The organism is Rhizobium sp. Root1334, from assembly GCF_001426665.1.
In the GTDB taxonomy this organism is placed as follows: domain Bacteria; phylum Pseudomonadota; class Alphaproteobacteria; order Rhizobiales; family Rhizobiaceae; genus Pararhizobium.
Window position 1 is genome coordinate 230,930 of the sequence record NZ_LMEY01000029.1, and the last position, 15,556, is coordinate 246,485.

The 15,556-nt window shown below is 59.8% G+C and carries 11 protein-coding genes; 4 read left to right on the forward strand and 7 right to left on the reverse strand.

Translation table 11 applies throughout. The annotated features are described in order from the left end of the window. The first annotated feature begins 63 nt into the window (after positions 1 to 63). The 4 genes from ASD36_RS26015 to typA all read left to right on the forward strand — a co-directional run bounded on the left by ASD36_RS26015 (position 64) and on the right by typA (position 6,566). Positions 64 to 705, forward strand: coding sequence for a LysE family translocator (locus ASD36_RS26015; protein WP_060502656.1), 642 nt, complete (start codon positions 64 to 66; stop codon positions 703 to 705). Positions 706 to 817: 112 nt separating this feature from the next. After that, complete coding sequence (locus ASD36_RS26020; RefSeq protein WP_060502655.1) at positions 818 to 2,905, forward strand: M3 family metallopeptidase; 2,088 nt, start codon at positions 818 to 820, stop codon at positions 2,903 to 2,905. Positions 2,906 to 3,036: 131 nt separating this feature from the next. Continuing rightward, on the forward strand, positions 3,037 to 4,599 hold the full coding sequence (locus ASD36_RS26025) for an alkaline phosphatase (RefSeq protein WP_112834619.1): 1,563 nt from the start codon (positions 3,037 to 3,039) through the stop codon (positions 4,597 to 4,599). A gap of 137 nt (positions 4,600 to 4,736) precedes the next feature. Continuing rightward, on the forward strand, positions 4,737 to 6,566 hold the full coding sequence (gene typA, locus ASD36_RS26030) for a translational GTPase TypA (protein ID WP_060502653.1): 1,830 nt from the start codon (positions 4,737 to 4,739) through the stop codon (positions 6,564 to 6,566). Between the two features lie 90 nt (positions 6,567 to 6,656). On the opposite strand, the gene gfa is transcribed toward typA, so the two are convergent. From gfa to ASD36_RS26065, 7 genes are all read right to left on the reverse strand, one after another. After that, positions 6,657 to 7,232, reverse strand: a complete 576-nt coding sequence (gfa, locus tag ASD36_RS26035; RefSeq protein ID WP_060502652.1) for an S-(hydroxymethyl)glutathione synthase — start codon at positions 7,230 to 7,232, stop codon at positions 6,657 to 6,659. A gap of 217 nt (positions 7,233 to 7,449) precedes the next feature. Beyond that, a complete protein-coding gene (locus tag ASD36_RS26040; RefSeq protein WP_060502651.1) occupies positions 7,450 to 8,019 on the reverse strand; it encodes a CarD family transcriptional regulator in 570 nt (189 codons plus the stop codon). Between the two features lie 406 nt (positions 8,020 to 8,425). Next, complete coding sequence (fdxA, locus tag ASD36_RS26045) at positions 8,426 to 8,764, reverse strand: ferredoxin FdxA (protein ID WP_060502854.1); 339 nt, start codon at positions 8,762 to 8,764, stop codon at positions 8,426 to 8,428. Between the two features lie 204 nt (positions 8,765 to 8,968). Then, entirely contained in the window at positions 8,969 to 9,382 is a 414-nt protein-coding gene (locus ASD36_RS26050) for an RNA-binding S4 domain-containing protein (RefSeq protein ID WP_060502650.1), read from the reverse strand. Between the two features lie 16 nt (positions 9,383 to 9,398). Further along, a complete protein-coding gene (locus ASD36_RS26055) occupies positions 9,399 to 12,500 on the reverse strand; it encodes a helicase-related protein (RefSeq protein WP_060502649.1) in 3,102 nt (1,033 codons plus the stop codon). A gap of 919 nt (positions 12,501 to 13,419) precedes the next feature. Then, positions 13,420 to 14,145 (reverse strand): beta-ketoacyl-ACP reductase, encoded by a 726-nt coding sequence (locus ASD36_RS26060; RefSeq protein ID WP_060502648.1) that lies wholly within the window; start codon positions 14,143 to 14,145, stop codon positions 13,420 to 13,422. Positions 14,146 to 14,268: 123 nt separating this feature from the next. Beyond that, entirely contained in the window at positions 14,269 to 15,450 is a 1,182-nt protein-coding gene (locus ASD36_RS26065; protein ID WP_060502647.1) for an acetyl-CoA C-acetyltransferase, read from the reverse strand. Positions 15,451 to 15,556 lie beyond the last annotated feature (106 nt).

Sequence of the window (15,556 nt, forward strand, 5' to 3'; positions counted from 1 at the left end):
TGCCCGCATCTTGACGGAATCATCCGCGCAAGGTCGAATGGGCTTCACGCGCGAGGAGATTCCATGACGCAGACCCTGCTTTTCGGCGCCTTTCTGGCAGCCCTTCTTTATGTGCTCATTCCCGGCCCCGCTTTTCTTGCCCTTCTTGGTATTGGCGCAGGCCAAGGCCGCAAGGCGGGGGCGATGTTCATGGGTGGGCATCTGGCAGGCGATCTGCTCTGGTCTACGCTGGCTTTGGTCGCGATTGTCGGCGCCAAGACGATCGGCAGCACGGTCTTCGATGTTCTTGGCCTGCTCTGCGGCTTCTATCTTGCCTGGATCGGCTGGAACGCGCTGAGGGCCAAGCCCCGCGGCGAAAACCGGCCCTTGATGACCGTCGAGCGGCCGTACCGGCGTGGCCTGATCTTCGGCCTGACCAATCCGAAAGGCTATCCGGTGGCGCTGGCGACGTTTACCGCGCTGCTCGCCGGATCTTCCAACGCGCTTGATTTTCACGCGCTACCCGCGCTGCTGGCCGTTTCCTTCCTCGGCTTTCTTGTTGCCGATGTCATTCTGATCGGCATCATCGGTGCCTCCGTGGTCCGGCGCTTCTACCGCCGCCACGAACTGGCGATCGTGCGCCTCTCCGGCGTTCTGTTCATGGGCTTTGCCGTGCAGGCCGTGTGGCATGCGGCGCCCGGCCTTTTGGGATTGCGCAAGCCTTGACCGGCGATCCCAGAGCGCCCACCTGACATCTTGATATCTCCACAATCGCTGCCGACAACGGGACGCAGCACCCGCTATCGGCGGGACAGACCGGAATGCGAAAGGACTGCCCATGACATCGAGCCCCGCGCTGAACGCTGCCATCACCGACTGGAACGGCCCGAACGGGTTGCCGCGCTTCGAGGCGGTCAGCGACAGCGATTTTGCGGCATCCTTCGAGGCCGCCCTTGCCGGACACGAGGCCGAAATCAGCGAAATTGCCGGCAATCCGGCCGCGCCAACATTTGAAAACACCATTGTCGCGCTCGAGACCGCCGGCGATGCGCTGTCGCGGGTCTCGTCGCTGTTCTGGAACCGTGCCGGCGCCCACACGAATGATACCATCCAGGCGCTGGAGCGGGATATCTCGCCAAAGATGTCGCGGCATTATTCGAAAATCGGCATGAACGCCGCGCTGTTCCAGCGCATCGACCAGCTCTGGGAGAAGCGTGAAAGCCTCGGCCTCACACTGGAGCAAATCCGGGTATTGGAGCGCCACTGGAAGGGGTTCGTCAAATCCGGCGCGAAGCTGCCGAAGCCGGAGCAAGAAACCCTTGCCGGGATCAACGAAAAGCTCGCCGGTCTTAGCACCCGGTTCGGCCAGAACGTGCTGGCCGACGAAAAGGGTTGGTCGCTCATTCTGTCGGATGGGCCGGAACTCGACGGCCTTCCGGATTTTCTGAAGGACGCCATGGCATCGGCAGCGCGCGAACGCGGCGAAGACGGCAAATACGCCGTGACACTATCGCGCTCGATCATCGAGCCTTTCCTGACATTTTCGGAACGCCGGGACATGCGTGAGCAATCCTTCAAGGCATGGGTCGCCCGCGGCGAAAATCCGGGCGAGACAGACAATCGCGGCGTCATCCGCGAAACGCTGGCACTGCGCAGCGAAGTCGCCAGCTTGCTCGGCTACGGTAACTTCGCCGAAATGAAGCTCGACAACACAATGGCAAAGACGCCTGCTGCCGTAAACGAACTCCTGCGCGCCGTCTGGGCAAAGGCCGTCAAGCGCGCTCGCGAGGAAGAAGCCGACATCGCAAACATGATTGCCGAAGACGGCAAGAACCACGATGTCATGCCCTGGGACTGGCGCTTCTATTCCGAACGCATCCGTGCGCAAAAATTCAATTTTTCCGAAGCGGAACTGAAGCCTTATTTGCAGCTCGAAAAGATCATCGACGCCTGCTTCGATGTTGCTAACCGGCTGTTCGGCATTCGGGCGATCGAGAAGAAAGGCATCACCGCCTACCATCCGGATGTGCGCGTCTTCGAAATCCGCGATGCCGGTAACACGCTCATCGCACTCTTCCTCGGCGACTATTTTGCCCGCAGCTCGAAGCGGTCCGGCGCCTGGATGAGCGCGTTCCAGTCGCAGCACAAGCTGCCGCTGAAGAACGGCAAAACAGGTGAAATCCCGATCATCTACAATGTCTGCAATTTTGCAAAACCGGCGGAAGGCAAACCGGCGCTGCTGTCGCTCGATGATGCCCGCACGCTGTTCCACGAATTCGGCCACGCTCTGCACGGCATGCTGTCGGATGTGACCTATCCGTCGGTATCAGGCACATCCGTATCGCGCGACTTCGTCGAACTGCCCTCGCAGCTCTACGAACATTGGCTGACGGTGCCTGCGATCCTCAAGCAATATGCCGTGCATTTCGAAACTGGCGAGACGATGCCGCAGGCGCTGCTCGACAAGGTTCTGGCGGCGCGCACCTTCAACGCCGGGTTCAACACGGTGGAATTCACCTCGTCGGCGATCGTCGACATGGAATTCCACACACGCGGCCCGATTGATGACCCGATGGCGGTTCAGGCAGAAATCCTGGCTGAGCTTGGCATTCCAAAGTCGCTGGTCATGCGCCATGCCTCCCCGCATTTCCAGCACATCTTCGCCGGCGGCTATTCGGCCGGCTACTATTCCTACATGTGGTCGGAAGTGCTCGACGCCGACGCCTTCGCCGCCTTTGAGGAAACCGGCGATGCGTTCAATGCGGCGATGGCAGGCAAGTTGAAGGACCACATCTATTCCGTTGGCGGCTCGATCGACCCGGAAGACGCCTACAAGGCCTTCCGTGGCAAGCTGCCAAGCCCGGATGCGATGCTGGCCAAGAAGGGCTTGGCGATCACGGAAGAGCTTTCAGGTTCCGACGCCTGAGGGGCCGCAGTCACGGAACTGTCGCCAAACCGTTGGAATAGATTCATCCAACTGTAAACGAACTGACATCGCTTTCGCCAAAGGTCCGGCTCGGGTTTCAGATGATTCCCGAGACGGTACCGGAGGCCGATTTGGTCGATATTCAGGATACGCTGACCCGCCGCTCCTTCCTGCTCTCGGCAGGCGCTGCCGGGTTTGCCGCCACGTCGGTTCTTGCCACACCATTCTATTCCCGAAGCTCCGGGAGACCGTTCTTCACCCATGGCGTGCAGTCCGGCGATGTCGATACCAAATCCGGCATGATCTGGACGCGGGCGGACCGGCCGTCGCGCATCGCCGTCGAATACTCGACCACCGAAAGCTTTTCCGCATCCATCCGATTGCCGTCGATTGATGCGCTGCCCGGCAGCGATTTTGCGGTCAAATGTGCGCTCGACAACTTGCTGCCTGATCAGGACATCTTCTATCGTTTCACCGCAACCGATCTCTATGACAGCAACAGCGTGTCCGAGCCCGTCACCGGCCGGTTTCGGACCGCCCCGCTGCGCCGCCGTTCGGTGCGCTTCGTCTGGTCGGGCGACACGGCTGGTCAGGGCTGGGGCATTGATGACACCGGCATGAAGACCTACTCGACCATGCAATTGCACGAGCCGGATTTCTTCATTCATTCCGGTGACACGATCTATGCCGACAACCCGATCCCCGACGAGATAGCCTTGAGAGACGGCACGATCTGGAAAAACCGGATCGTGACGCCGGAGAAACGCGAGGTCGCCCGCACACTCGATGAATATCGCGGCCAATGGAAATACAATCTGCTCGACGAGCACGTCCGCGCCCTCAATGCTGCCTGCCCGACTTTCTATCAGTGGGACGATCATGAGGTTTTGAACAACTGGTCGCCCTCGACCGATCTGCGCGACGATAACCGCTACCCGGACAAGGACGTGTCCGTCTATGCGGCGCGTGCCATGCAGGCTTTCCAGGAAATGACGCCGATCCGCGCCATCCCCGCCCAGCCCGGCCGCATCTTCCGCAAGATCCCGTATGGCCGTCTGCTCGACGTATTCTTCGTTGATCTGCGCTCCTATCGCGAAGCCAACCAGGGTGGTGGCAACGAATTGTTCGGCTGGCGGCAGGCGGATTGGCTGAAGCGGGAACTGGCCGCCTCGAAAGCCACCTGGAAGGTGATTGCCTGCGACATGCCGATCGGTCTCGTCGTCTGGGACGACTTTGCCAACCGGCGCGGCTCCGATGCGATTGCCAATGGCGATAACGGCCAACCAGCGGGCCGCGAGAAGGAATTCGCCGATATCCTCACGTTCATCCGTGATAATGCCATCCAGAACACCATCTGGCTGACGGCCGACGTGCACTATACCGCCGCCCACCACTACGACCCTTCACGCGCCGCCTTCAAGGACTTCCTGCCGTTCTGGGAATTCGTCTCCGGTCCGCTGCATTCAGGCACCTATGGCCCGAAAGAACTGGACATGACGTTCGGTCCTGACGTGCGCTTCATCAAGGCTGCGGGTACCGGCATCGACCAGAACCTGCCGCCATCCGCCGGCCTGCAGTTCTTCGGCCTTATCGATATCAACGGCCAGACCGAGCAGATGACCGTTCGGCTGATGGACCGGGACGATCACGAGTTGTGGCAAATTACGCTCGATCCCATTGGAAATTCCGTATGAAACGGCCACCGGATTCACCACGGCGCAAGACTTTGCGCCCCGCCCCCCCTTTCGCAAATGCAAAAAAACCTGTATGAGCCGCGCAATTGAAGATGCGGCGTCCCTCACATACGCCCCGAAACCTCCGAGATTCACACATGAAAATGCGCAACATCGCGATCATCGCACACGTTGACCATGGGAAAACCACTCTAGTCGACGAACTTCTGAAGCAGTCGGGTTCTTTCCGCGACAACCAGCGCACGACCGAGCGCATGATGGATTCGAACGACCTCGAAAGAGAGCGCGGCATTACCATTCTCGCCAAGGCCACCTCGATCGAGTGGAAGGGCGTCCGTATCAACATCGTCGACACCCCCGGCCACGCCGACTTCGGCGGCGAAGTCGAGCGTATCCTGTCGATGGTGGATGGCGCGATCGTTCTGGTCGACTCGTCGGAAGGCCCGATGCCGCAGACCAAGTTCGTCGTCTCCAAGGCACTGAAGGTCGGCCTTCGCCCGATCGTCGCGATCAATAAGATCGACCGTCCGGACGGCCGCCACGAAGAAGTCATCAACGAAGTCTTCGACCTCTTCGCCAATCTCGACGCAACCGACGAGCAGCTCGACTTCCCGATCCTCTACGGTTCGGGCCGTAACGGCTGGATGAACGTCAACCCGGAAGGTCCGAAGGAAGAAGGCCTCGCGCCGCTTCTCGACCTCGTTCTCAAGCACGTTCCTGAGCCGAGCGTTGGCGACGAAGACGGCGCATTCCGCATGATCGGCACGATCCTGGAAGCCAACCCCTTCCTCGGCCGCATCATCACCGGCCGCATCCATTCCGGCTCGATCAAGCCGAACCAGGCCGTCAAGGTTCTGGGCCAGGACGGCAAGCTGATCGAACAGGGTCGTATCTCCAAGATCCTCGCCTTCCGCGGCATCGAGCGCACGCCGATCGACGAAGCACATGCGGGCGACATCGTCGCCATCGCCGGCCTGTCCAAGGGCACGGTTGCCGACACGTTCTGCGACCCGTCGGTTACCGAGGCACTGCATGCCCAGCCGATCGACCCGCCGACCGTCACCATGTCCTTCATCGTCAACGACAGCCCGCTGGCCGGCACCGAAGGCGACAAGGTTACATCGCGCGTCATTCGTGACCGCCTGTTCAAGGAAGCCGAAGGCAACGTCGCGCTGAAGATCGAAGAAGCCGAAGGCAAGGATTCGTTCTACGTTTCCGGCCGTGGCGAATTGCAGCTGGCCGTTCTCATCGAAACCATGCGCCGCGAAGGTTTTGAGCTTGCCGTATCGCGTCCGCGTGTCGTCATGCACAAGGACGAAGCCACCGGCCAGATGCTGGAGCCCGTCGAAGAAGTCGTCATCGACGTCGATGAAGAGCATTCCGGCATCGTCGTCCAGAAGATGTCCGAGCGTAAGGCTGAAATGGCCGAGCTTCGCCCGTCCGGCGGCAACCGCGTTCGCCTGAAGTTCTTCGCACCGACCCGCGGCCTGATCGGCTACCAGTCGGAACTTCTGACCGATACGCGCGGCACGGCAATCATGAACCGTCTGTTCCACGAATATCAGCCATACAAGGGCGATATCGGCGGCCGTGTTCAGGGCGTTCTGCTCTCCAACGATGCCGGCGAATCCGTCGCCTACGCCATGTTCAACCTGGAAGACCGCGGCCCGATGATCATCGACGCCGGCGAAAAGGTCTATGCCGGCATGATCATCGGCATCCACACACGTGACAACGATCTGGAAGTCAACGTGTTGAAGGGCAAGAAGCTCACCAACATGCGCGCCTCGGGCAAGGACGAAGCCGTCAAGCTGACCCCGCCGATCCGCATGACGCTCGACCGCGCGCTGTCCTGGATCCAGGACGACGAACTGGTCGAAGTGACACCGAAGAACATCCGCCTGCGCAAGATGTACCTCGACTCGAACGACCGCAAGCGGTTTGAAAAGTCGCGCGGCGCTGCATAAGCAGACAGCACCGGACAATAGAAATGGGCGCAGTGATTTCGATCGCTGCGCCCTTTTTCATTTTGGCATGACGATACGACGACCTGCCGGTCAGGACTTCAGAACGCCACTCTTCTTCGCCGTCCAGGTGGCGATGTAGTCCATCAGGGCATTGTTCAGGCAATCGGATGGCGTCAGGCCGAGTTCCGTCAGGCGGGCACGAATAGCGGGCATATCATCCGGCTTGGTGCCGGATTCGATGATCGAGGAAACAAACGCGGCAAAGCCCGGCGGCGACCAGCCATCCTTGTCGAAGCGTTCCGGGTGAATGAAATCCAGCCCCTGGAAGGGATGCTCCCGCTCGACAGGCCCGTACATGTGCACGCCGCAGCCCTTGCAGGCATGCCGCTGGATCAGCGCAGTCTTATCGACGACTTCGAGCTTGTCGCCGTTTTCAAGCACAGTGATCTTGTCGTGCGGAACCACCGCGACCACCGAAAAGGCCGCTCCGGCCGGTTTCCAGCATTTGGTGCAACCGCAGGCATGGTTATGAGCGACGTCGCCTTCGATTTTGACCCTCACGGGCCGGTCAGCACACGCGCAGACCAGGACACCGCCGGTAAAGCCGGACGCGCCCCTGGGTACGCCCTTGTCGAGCAATGGATGTAGAGAAACGGTAGCAGGCATTTTCTCCTCCGGTGCCGGTTCCCTATAGTTCCGCCTCCCGTGCCGGCAGATCGCGGCGAGGCGTCCGCAAGGAGCATACCACGCTGGCGCAAAGAGTCTCCCGGCAAGCGTCCGCTACGTAGCAATGCGTCCTGATCCTATCTCCGCCCACCGGATACAAAAAAGCCCCGTCATCGCTGACAGGGCTTTTGAGATGGAGGCATTGCTCGAAGGATGCTTACGCAGCTTCTTCCTGCGCTTCGTCTTCTTCGATGGCCTTGCCGCGCTTCGGACCCTTGTTGAGGTTCGTTTCAACAAGACGGACAGCTTCCGTTTCCGACATCTTGTTCACGGCTGCGATTTCGCGCGCCATGCGGTCAAGTGCTGCTTCGTAAAGCTGACGTTCGGAATAGGACTGCTCCGGCTGGTTTTCAGCACGATAGAGGTCACGCACAACTTCGGCGATCGAGATCAGGTCACCGGAATTGATCTTTGCATCATATTCCTGCGCACGGCGGGACCACATGGTCCGCTTGACGCGCGCCCTGCCCTGGACGACCTTCAATGCACGTTCAACGAAATCGGTCTCAGAGAGCTTGCGCATGCCAATGGAGACGGCCTTTGCTACCGGCACCTTAAGACGCATCTTGTCCTTTTCGAAGTCGATGACAAACAGTTCGAGCGTCATGCCCGCAACCACCTGGTCTTCAATTGCTACAATTTGTCCAACGCCGTGGGCTGGGTAAACGATCGATTCACCGGTCTTGAATCCATGGCGTGTCGAAGATTTTTTCTGCTGGGTCGTCATTCGTTTCAAAAACTCCCTGTTACGCTCCCGGCAACGCGCCGGGGCCGGGTCAGTCAGGCCCGGGATGGACGGGGGCACCGTCGGGTGACTCCATACTGATCCGTTCCAACGGTCATCAAATCGATCTTCTGCGAAGCGATCACACACAAGCAACTGCCGTTGCGTATTTGGGGTCAGCCGCGCAGTGGGATTCTTTTGCTTTCGTGATGGTTTTTCGGGCACACGCAAGTGCCACGATGTGGATCAGTTTTTAGACCCTATCATAAAAAACTGCGGAAATCAATAATTTGCTTTACAACGGCCATCAAGGCCAACCAGCCCGTCACGGACATGGTTAAGCCATGATTCCCCAAATTTCGCCATCTTTTGCATCCGGGAATCGACCGGCTGCAAAAGGTTGCCTGCGTCAGTCGCCCTGACCGGGCTTCGGCGAAAAGTACTTTTCGTACTTGCCTTCCACGCCGTCCATTTCCTTGGCTTCCGGCATCTCATCACGCTTGACGGTGAGATTGGGCCATTGTGTGGCGAAGTCTGCGTTAACCTTCAGCCACATGTCGAGGCCCGGTTCGGTATCCGGCTTGATGGCTCCGGCCGGACATTCCGGCTCGCAGACGCCGCAATCGATGCACTCGTCAGGATGAATGACCAGAAAATTCTCACCTTCGTAGAAGCAGTCCACCGGGCACACTTCAACGCAATCGGTATATTTGCAGCGTATGCAATTGTCGGTCACGACATACGTCATGAGGTACTCCAGCGATTTCTCACGTTTGACGGCAGACAGGAACCAGAAGAGAGGCTTGCTTGTCCGCATCCGTTCGGGGATATCAGCCCGCCAACGCCTTTCGAGACGCAACCCGGCTGCTCATTTACCCCGTGAGGTAAAGGCTTTGCGGGGGCTTTGCAAGAATAATCCATGCGCCAAATAGCCACCTGGCGGGACAGTTTTCTATTCCTGATGCCAGCCCTGCTTAAGCTTGTCGACGTCGCGGCGTTCCTTCTTCGTCGGCCGGCCGCTGCCACGCTCGCGCGTCGCCTGCTCAAAGGCATTCGGCTTTTCGCCGGGAACAACAGCAGGAGTCAGATCTTCATAGAGCAGTCGAGCTTCCTCGTAAGGTCCACGCCGGGCGCCGGCAAGCAGAACACGCACGGTGATGTCGCGCCGGTCGAGCGAGACAACAACCACATCGCCGGCTTTCAAAGCATGGGAGGGCTGGGTGATACGGGCCTCATTAACCCGGACATCGCCGGACTCGATCGCCTTCTGGGCGATCGAGCGTGACTTTTGCAGGCGCGTGAAGAACAGCCATTTGTCGAGACGCTGGCGGACAACCGGCAGGGACGGAGGCTGCTTTTCACCCATACTGTTCTCTTTGGCCTTATTTCTTCATCTGCTCCTTCAAGGCAGCGAGCTTGGCGAAAGGCGAATCCGGATCCATCGGCTTTTCCTTGCGCGGCGGACGCGCCTCGAACTTGGCGGCCTGCGGCTTTCCGCCGCGGTCGTTGCGATCCGGACGATCCTGGCGTTCGCCCTTCTCATGCCGCTGGCCGCCCTGGGGCTTGCCACCGTCACGGCCACGATTGCGGTCCGGTCTTCCGCCGCCACCGCTCTTGCGGTTATCGTCGGAACGGCCGTCACGGCGACCTTCACCATCACGGCGCGGCTCACCGCCGTCGCGGCGGGCTTCGCCCTGTGCAGCGCGGTTGTTGCCGCCACGGCGGTCACCCTGCGGGCGTCCACCCGAACGCTGGTTGTCGTTGCGGCTGCCCGGGCGCCACAGAAGAACCGGCTTGGCTTCGACAGGCTCGGCCAGTTCGCCGGCCTGCTCGGCGATAACCGGCTGCTCAGCGCCGCCTGCAACCGCAGCTGCAGCCTCGGCCGGAACAGTCTCCGTGGCCGTTTCAGCCGCAGGTTCGGAAGCCTGAGCCTCTTCGCCGGAGGCGTCCGCGTCATCGTGATCGGCAGTTTCGGCCGGCGCGTCAGAAACGACAGCATCGGTTACCGGCGTTGCAGATCCGGACTGTGCGGCGAGGAACGCAGCCGCGTCCTCGACCTTGACGGCATCGGCACGGTAGCCGAGGCCCTTGAGGATTTCTTCCATATCGTCCGGGGTTGCCCCCAGAATGGAAAGCATAGCGGTCGTCGCCGTGAAGCGGCGGCCATCATAGGCACCATCCGGACGCGCCGCCGTACCCGGCTTCCACTGAAGCAGTGGACGGATCAGATCCGCCAGACGCTCGAGGATATCGATGCGGACGGCACGCTTTCCAAGGAAACGGAAACCGGCCAGCTTGTAGAACGTGCGCTCGAAGGCCGGATCGGTGACCACCGAGGTGCGGCCGGCGGCCAGAACGGGGATCAGGTCACCGTAGCCGGGCTTGTCGAGGCCGTCGTTCTTCAACGCCCAGAGCAGCGTAATGAGTTCGGCCGGTGCAGGCTTCAACAAAGCCGGCATGAAAATGTGATAGGCGCCGAAGCGGATGCCATGGCGGCGGATCGAGGCGCGCGCCTCCTGATCCAGCGACTTGACGTCATCGGCGACATCGCGGCGGAACATCACGCCGAGATTTTCGACGAGCTGGAAAGCCAGACCCTTGGCGAGACCTTCAAGGTCTTCGGCACGAGAAAGATCGTCGAGCGGCTTCAACACCGTCGAGATATGATGATTGACGAAGCGCTCGATGCGGGCAAGCACATGCTCGCGGGCATTGCCCTGCAATTGCTCGTCGGCAAGCAGCAGCACGCGCGGGCGCATCACATGGTCGCTGGCCGTCAGCCGCGCCACGGGATCGCCGAGCCAACGCACGAGACCATCCGACGACAGAGCCAGATCGGCATTGCCGGCCGCATGCAACCGTGCTGCCCGTGCCTCGAACTCGAGAGCGAGCGCCTTTTGCGCAGCCGCTTGCGCTGCGCGCGCATCGAGACCATCGGTCACTGTCGCCAGCGTGAAACGGAACCCGGCCAATTGTCCCACATGATGACCTTCAACGAAGACATCGCCATTTACACTGATTTCAGCTTCCAACATCGCATTCTCTCTCAGGCGCTTCATGAGCACAGATGTCCTGCGATCAACAAAGCGTTTCGTCAACCTTTCATGTAACGCGTCAGACAATCGATCTTCGATTTCCCGCGTCTTTTCTTGCCAGTGTGTCGGATCGGCAAGCCATCCCGGACGGTTGGACACATAGGTCCATGTCCTGATTTGTGCAATTCTCGCGGACAATGTGTCGATTTCACCATCCGTATGGTCCGCGCGGCGAACCTGTTCGGCCATGAAATCTTCATTCACTGTGCCACGCCGGACGAGATCGGCATAGATCGTCGAAATCAGATCGGCATGCTGCGCCGGCGTTATACGCCGGTAGTCGGGAAGCGCACAGGCCTCCCAGAGCTTTTCTACACGCTCCGGTGTCGTTGCAACACTGGTAACCTCCGGATAGCGCGAAAGATAGTCCAAAGCCTGCTGATCGACCGCCGGCAGGGCCCGTGTGAGCCCGTGGACGGCGGGTGCGGCGTCCAAACTCTTCTTCAGCGCCTGAATGGACGCATAGTTGAGCGACTTCGAGCGCCACTGCAGCACACGGACCGGATCGAACTGATGCGATTCGATCCGGTGAACCAGTTCATTGTCGAACGGCTCGACCCGCGAGGTGACGCCGAAAGTACCATCGCGCAGATGACGGCCGGCGCGGCCGGCGATCTGCGCCAGCTCACCCGGGTTCAGATTGCGGAACTGGTAACCGTCATATTTGCGGTCCTGCGCGAACGCGACATGATCGACGTCCAGGTTGAGCCCCATGCCGATGGCGTCGGTCGCGACCAGATATTCGACGTCACCGGCCTGGTAGAGCGCCACCTGCGCATTGCGGGTGCGCGGCGACAAGGCGCCAAGCACAACGGCGGCGCCGCCCCGCTGGCGGCGGATCAGCTCGGCAATGGCATAGACTTCCTCGGCCGAGAACGCCACGATGGCGGTGCGTTGCGGCAGGCGGGTAATCTTCTTGGAGCCGGCATAGAGAAGCTGCGACAGACGCGGGCGCTCAACGACGGTAATGCCCGGCAGCAGATGCTCAAGGATCGGCCGCATGGTGGAGGCGCCAAGCAGCAGCGTCTCGACGCGGCCGCGCAAATGCATCAGCCGGTCGGTGAAGATATGGCCGCGCTCCAGATCGCCAGCCAGTTGCACTTCATCGATTGCGACGAAGGCCGCCTTGGTCTCGCGTGGCATGGCCTCGACGGTGCAGACCGAGAAGCGCGCCATATGCGGGGTGATCTTCTCCTCGCCGGTGATCAGCGCGACATTGTGGGCGCCGACCTTTTCGACGACGCGCGTATAGACCTCACGCGCCAAAAGGCGCAGCGGCAGGCCGATGACGCCGCTTTCGTGCGCAACCATGCGCTCGATCGCGTAATGCGTCTTGCCGGTATTGGTGGGGCCGAGCACCGCGATCACGCCGCGGCCGCTCAAGATCATCGGTTGGTCAGGCACTTTATCGATCCTGCGCACTTTCAATCTGCGAAGGCCATTCACGGCGTTTCAAAGCCGTTTCAACCGGCGCAGAACACATGCCCACGCGAAAGCACAAACGCAAGGGGCGAGCGGTCATGAAACATGCAAATGGGACATTTGGCCTATATTTCCACCCTCATTCTCCGGATTCTGGAACACTGGTGGAACGAATCAGCGACGAAACGCAGACTCGCCGAGATTCAGGGTTTGTTCACCGCTACATGTTGCATTCATGAGCCAGATTCACACCAGATGCTGAATCACGATTTTCGGAGCCGTTTTTCTTCAAAAATGAACTTTTCAAACCGCAAGCGATAGCAGGGTGATTTTGAGATTCAGAATCCAAATAGCTGAATTGAAAGGAAAGTTTAACCACAAACCGCGAGGTCAGAAATACCCCCTAAATATTAGTAGTAAATGAAATTTGATCAGGAACAAAACAAATACAAATTGCGACGCAGCCGTTTTGTACGCCACTTTATACAGCTTATGGCAGTAGAAATGCCCTTTGCGACGATAGCGGAATCACATTCTTTCGCCAGATTCCGATCCAGGCCAAAACGCGTAGTGGCCACCCTTGCGCCGCGCAAATGGAGATAATCTTCAGAAGCGGGATGTTGCCTGCAAGACGGTGTTGAGGCTCATTTCCGCTGCGGCCGTTAACACATCAACCAAAGCAAGAACGAATCGGAGACGAATCACAGACGCAACTTGTTTCCCTGTTTGTTCACCGCAATATATTGTATAAAATCAAATTGTTAACCATACGAAACCGTGGATAACCCGCAGCACGCAGCCAACCTCGAACCTGTTGCGTTAATCTTTTCCAGCAACGCAAAACGGCGCCCGTGAAGGCGCCGCCAGCAAACAGGAACCAACTTGGTCAGACGAAGAACTGCCCGCCATTGGCCGAAATCGTTGATCCGGTGATGAAACCGGCATCATCGGATGCCAGGAATACCACGATCCGGGCGATTTCATCGGGTTCGCCAAGGCGGCCGACGGGGATTTGCGGGATGATGCGCTCATTCAGCACCTTCTCCGGGATCGCCCGGACCATCTCAGTGCCAATGTAGCCGGGGCAGACGGCGTTGACGGTGATACCCTTGGCAGCGCCCTCCTGAGCCAACGCCTTGGTGAAGCCGAGGTCACCCGCCTTGGCGGCTGAATAGTTGACCTGCCCCATCTGGCCTTTCTGACCATTGATCGAGGAGATGTTGATCACGCGGCCGAAATTGCGGTCACGCATGCCGGTCCAGATGGGATGGGTCATGTTGAAAATGCCCGTGAGGTTGGTATCGATAACCGCGCTCCAGCTTTCCGGCGTCATCTTGTGGAACATGGCGTCCCGGGTGATGCCCGCATTGTTGACCAGCACTTCCACGGGGCCGAGTTCATCCACCACCCGGGCAATTCCCTTGGTGCACTCGGCGTAATCGGAAACGTCCCATTTAAAGGTCGGAATGCCGGTGACTTCGGTGAAAGCCTTGGCCTTCTCGTCATTGCCGGCGTAGTTCGCAGCGACCTTGTATCCGGCCGTCTTCAAGGCGATGGATATCGCGGCGCCAATACCGCGTGAACCACCGGTAACCAATGCTACTCTGCTCATCGTCTCTCCCCCGTTTTCGTTTTGTCTTCACGCTTACGGTTTGCACCGTAACGCAGCTTTCCGGTTCTTGCCGTGGAGTTTGTCCCGGCCCGTGAGCCGGAACGCTCGACTAGCGGGTGATGATCACAGCCGTTCGACACACATGGCGACACCCATGCCGCCACCGATGCACAGCGTTGCCAGCCCCTTGGAGACGCCACGGCGCTTCATTTCGAACAGCAGCGTATTCAACACGCGAGCGCCGGAAGCTCCGATCGGATGCCCGATGGCAATCGCGCCACCGTTGACGTTGACGATCGAGGGATCCCAGCCAAGATCCTTGTTGACGGCGCAGGCCTGGGCCGCAAACGCCTCGTTGGCCTCCACGAGTTCAAGATCGGCAACCGACCAACCAGCCTTTTCCAGCGCCTTGCGCGAAGCCGGGATCGGGCCTGTGCCCATGATCTGCGGATCGACACCGGCCGTTGCCCAGGAAACGATGCGGGCAAGCGGCTGGATGCCGCGGCGTCCGGCTTCGGCTTCGGTCATCAAAAGGGTTGCGGCCGCACCATCATTCAGGCCGGAAGCGTTGGCGGCAGTAACCGTGCCTTCCTTGTCGAAGGCGGGGCGCAATTTCGCCATCGAATCCAGCGTTGCGCCGTGGCGGATATATTCGTCCTGATCGACGGTGACGTCGCCCTTGCGGCCCTTGACGATGAAGGGAATGATCTCATCGGCAAAACGTCCGGCCTTCTGCGCCGCTTCCGCCTTGTTCTGCGATCCCAGTGCAAAAAGGTCCTGATCTTCACGCGACAGCTGCCACTTCTTGGCGACGTTCTCGGCGGTCGTGCCCATGTGGTAGCCATAGAAGGCGTCGGTCAGGCCATCCTTGATCATGGTATCGACCATCTTGAAATCGCCCATCTTCACGCCGCCGCGCAGGTGCGCGCAATGCGGCGCCATCGACATGGATTCCATGCCGCCGGCAACGATGATCTTTGCGTCTCCGGTTGCAAGCTGTTGCATGCCGAGCGCGACAGCGCGCAAACCCGAGCCGCAGAGCTGGTTCATGCCCCAGGCCGTCGCTTCCTGCGGAATACCGGCCTTCATCGCCGCCTGGCGGGCGGGGTTCTGGCCCTCTCCGGCCGACAGGACCTGGCCGAGGATGACTTCATCGACTTCGGCTGCCGCGACGCCGGCGCGCTCCAGCACCCCCTTGATGACCGCGGCACCAAGCTCATGGGCCGGAGTGTTGGCAAAGGAGCCGTTGAACGATCCAACTGCGGTTCGGCCCGCACTGGCGATGACGATGGAGGGAGTGCTCATCAGATGTTTCCTCGTTCTTTTCTCGCAATTGCTAAAGACTGGCAAAGGACGTGGCGCAAGTCAAACGCCTTGATGCAGCGCGGCGCGTTTCGTTTCCCAATCGGAT

What these genes read in the sequence shown, in the direction of transcription:
- ASD36_RS26015 (WP_060502656.1), top strand. Translation starts at nt 64, where the DNA reads ATGACGCAGACCCTGCTTTTCGGCGCCTTTCTGGCAGCCCTTCTTTAT.
- ASD36_RS26020 (WP_060502655.1), top strand. Translation starts at nt 818, where the DNA reads ATGACATCGAGCCCCGCGCTGAACGCTGCCATCACCGACTGGAACGGC.
- typA (WP_060502653.1), top strand. Translation starts at nt 4,737, where the DNA reads ATGAAAATGCGCAACATCGCGATCATCGCACACGTTGACCATGGGAAA.
- gfa (WP_060502652.1), bottom strand. Translation starts at nt 7,232, where the DNA reads ATGCCTGCTACCGTTTCTCTACATCCATTGCTCGACAAGGGCGTACCC.
- ASD36_RS26040 (WP_060502651.1), bottom strand. Translation starts at nt 8,019, where the DNA reads ATGACGACCCAGCAGAAAAAATCTTCGACACGCCATGGATTCAAGACC.
- fdxA (WP_060502854.1), bottom strand. Translation starts at nt 8,764, where the DNA reads ATGACGTATGTCGTGACCGACAATTGCATACGCTGCAAATATACCGAT.
- ASD36_RS26050 (WP_060502650.1), bottom strand. Translation starts at nt 9,382, where the DNA reads ATGGGTGAAAAGCAGCCTCCGTCCCTGCCGGTTGTCCGCCAGCGTCTC.
- ASD36_RS26055 (WP_060502649.1), bottom strand. Translation starts at nt 12,500, where the DNA reads ATGATCTTGAGCGGCCGCGGCGTGATCGCGGTGCTCGGCCCCACCAAT.
- ASD36_RS26060 (WP_060502648.1), bottom strand. Translation starts at nt 14,145, where the DNA reads ATGAGCAGAGTAGCATTGGTTACCGGTGGTTCACGCGGTATTGGCGCC.
- ASD36_RS26065 (WP_060502647.1), bottom strand. Translation starts at nt 15,450, where the DNA reads ATGAGCACTCCCTCCATCGTCATCGCCAGTGCGGGCCGAACCGCAGTT.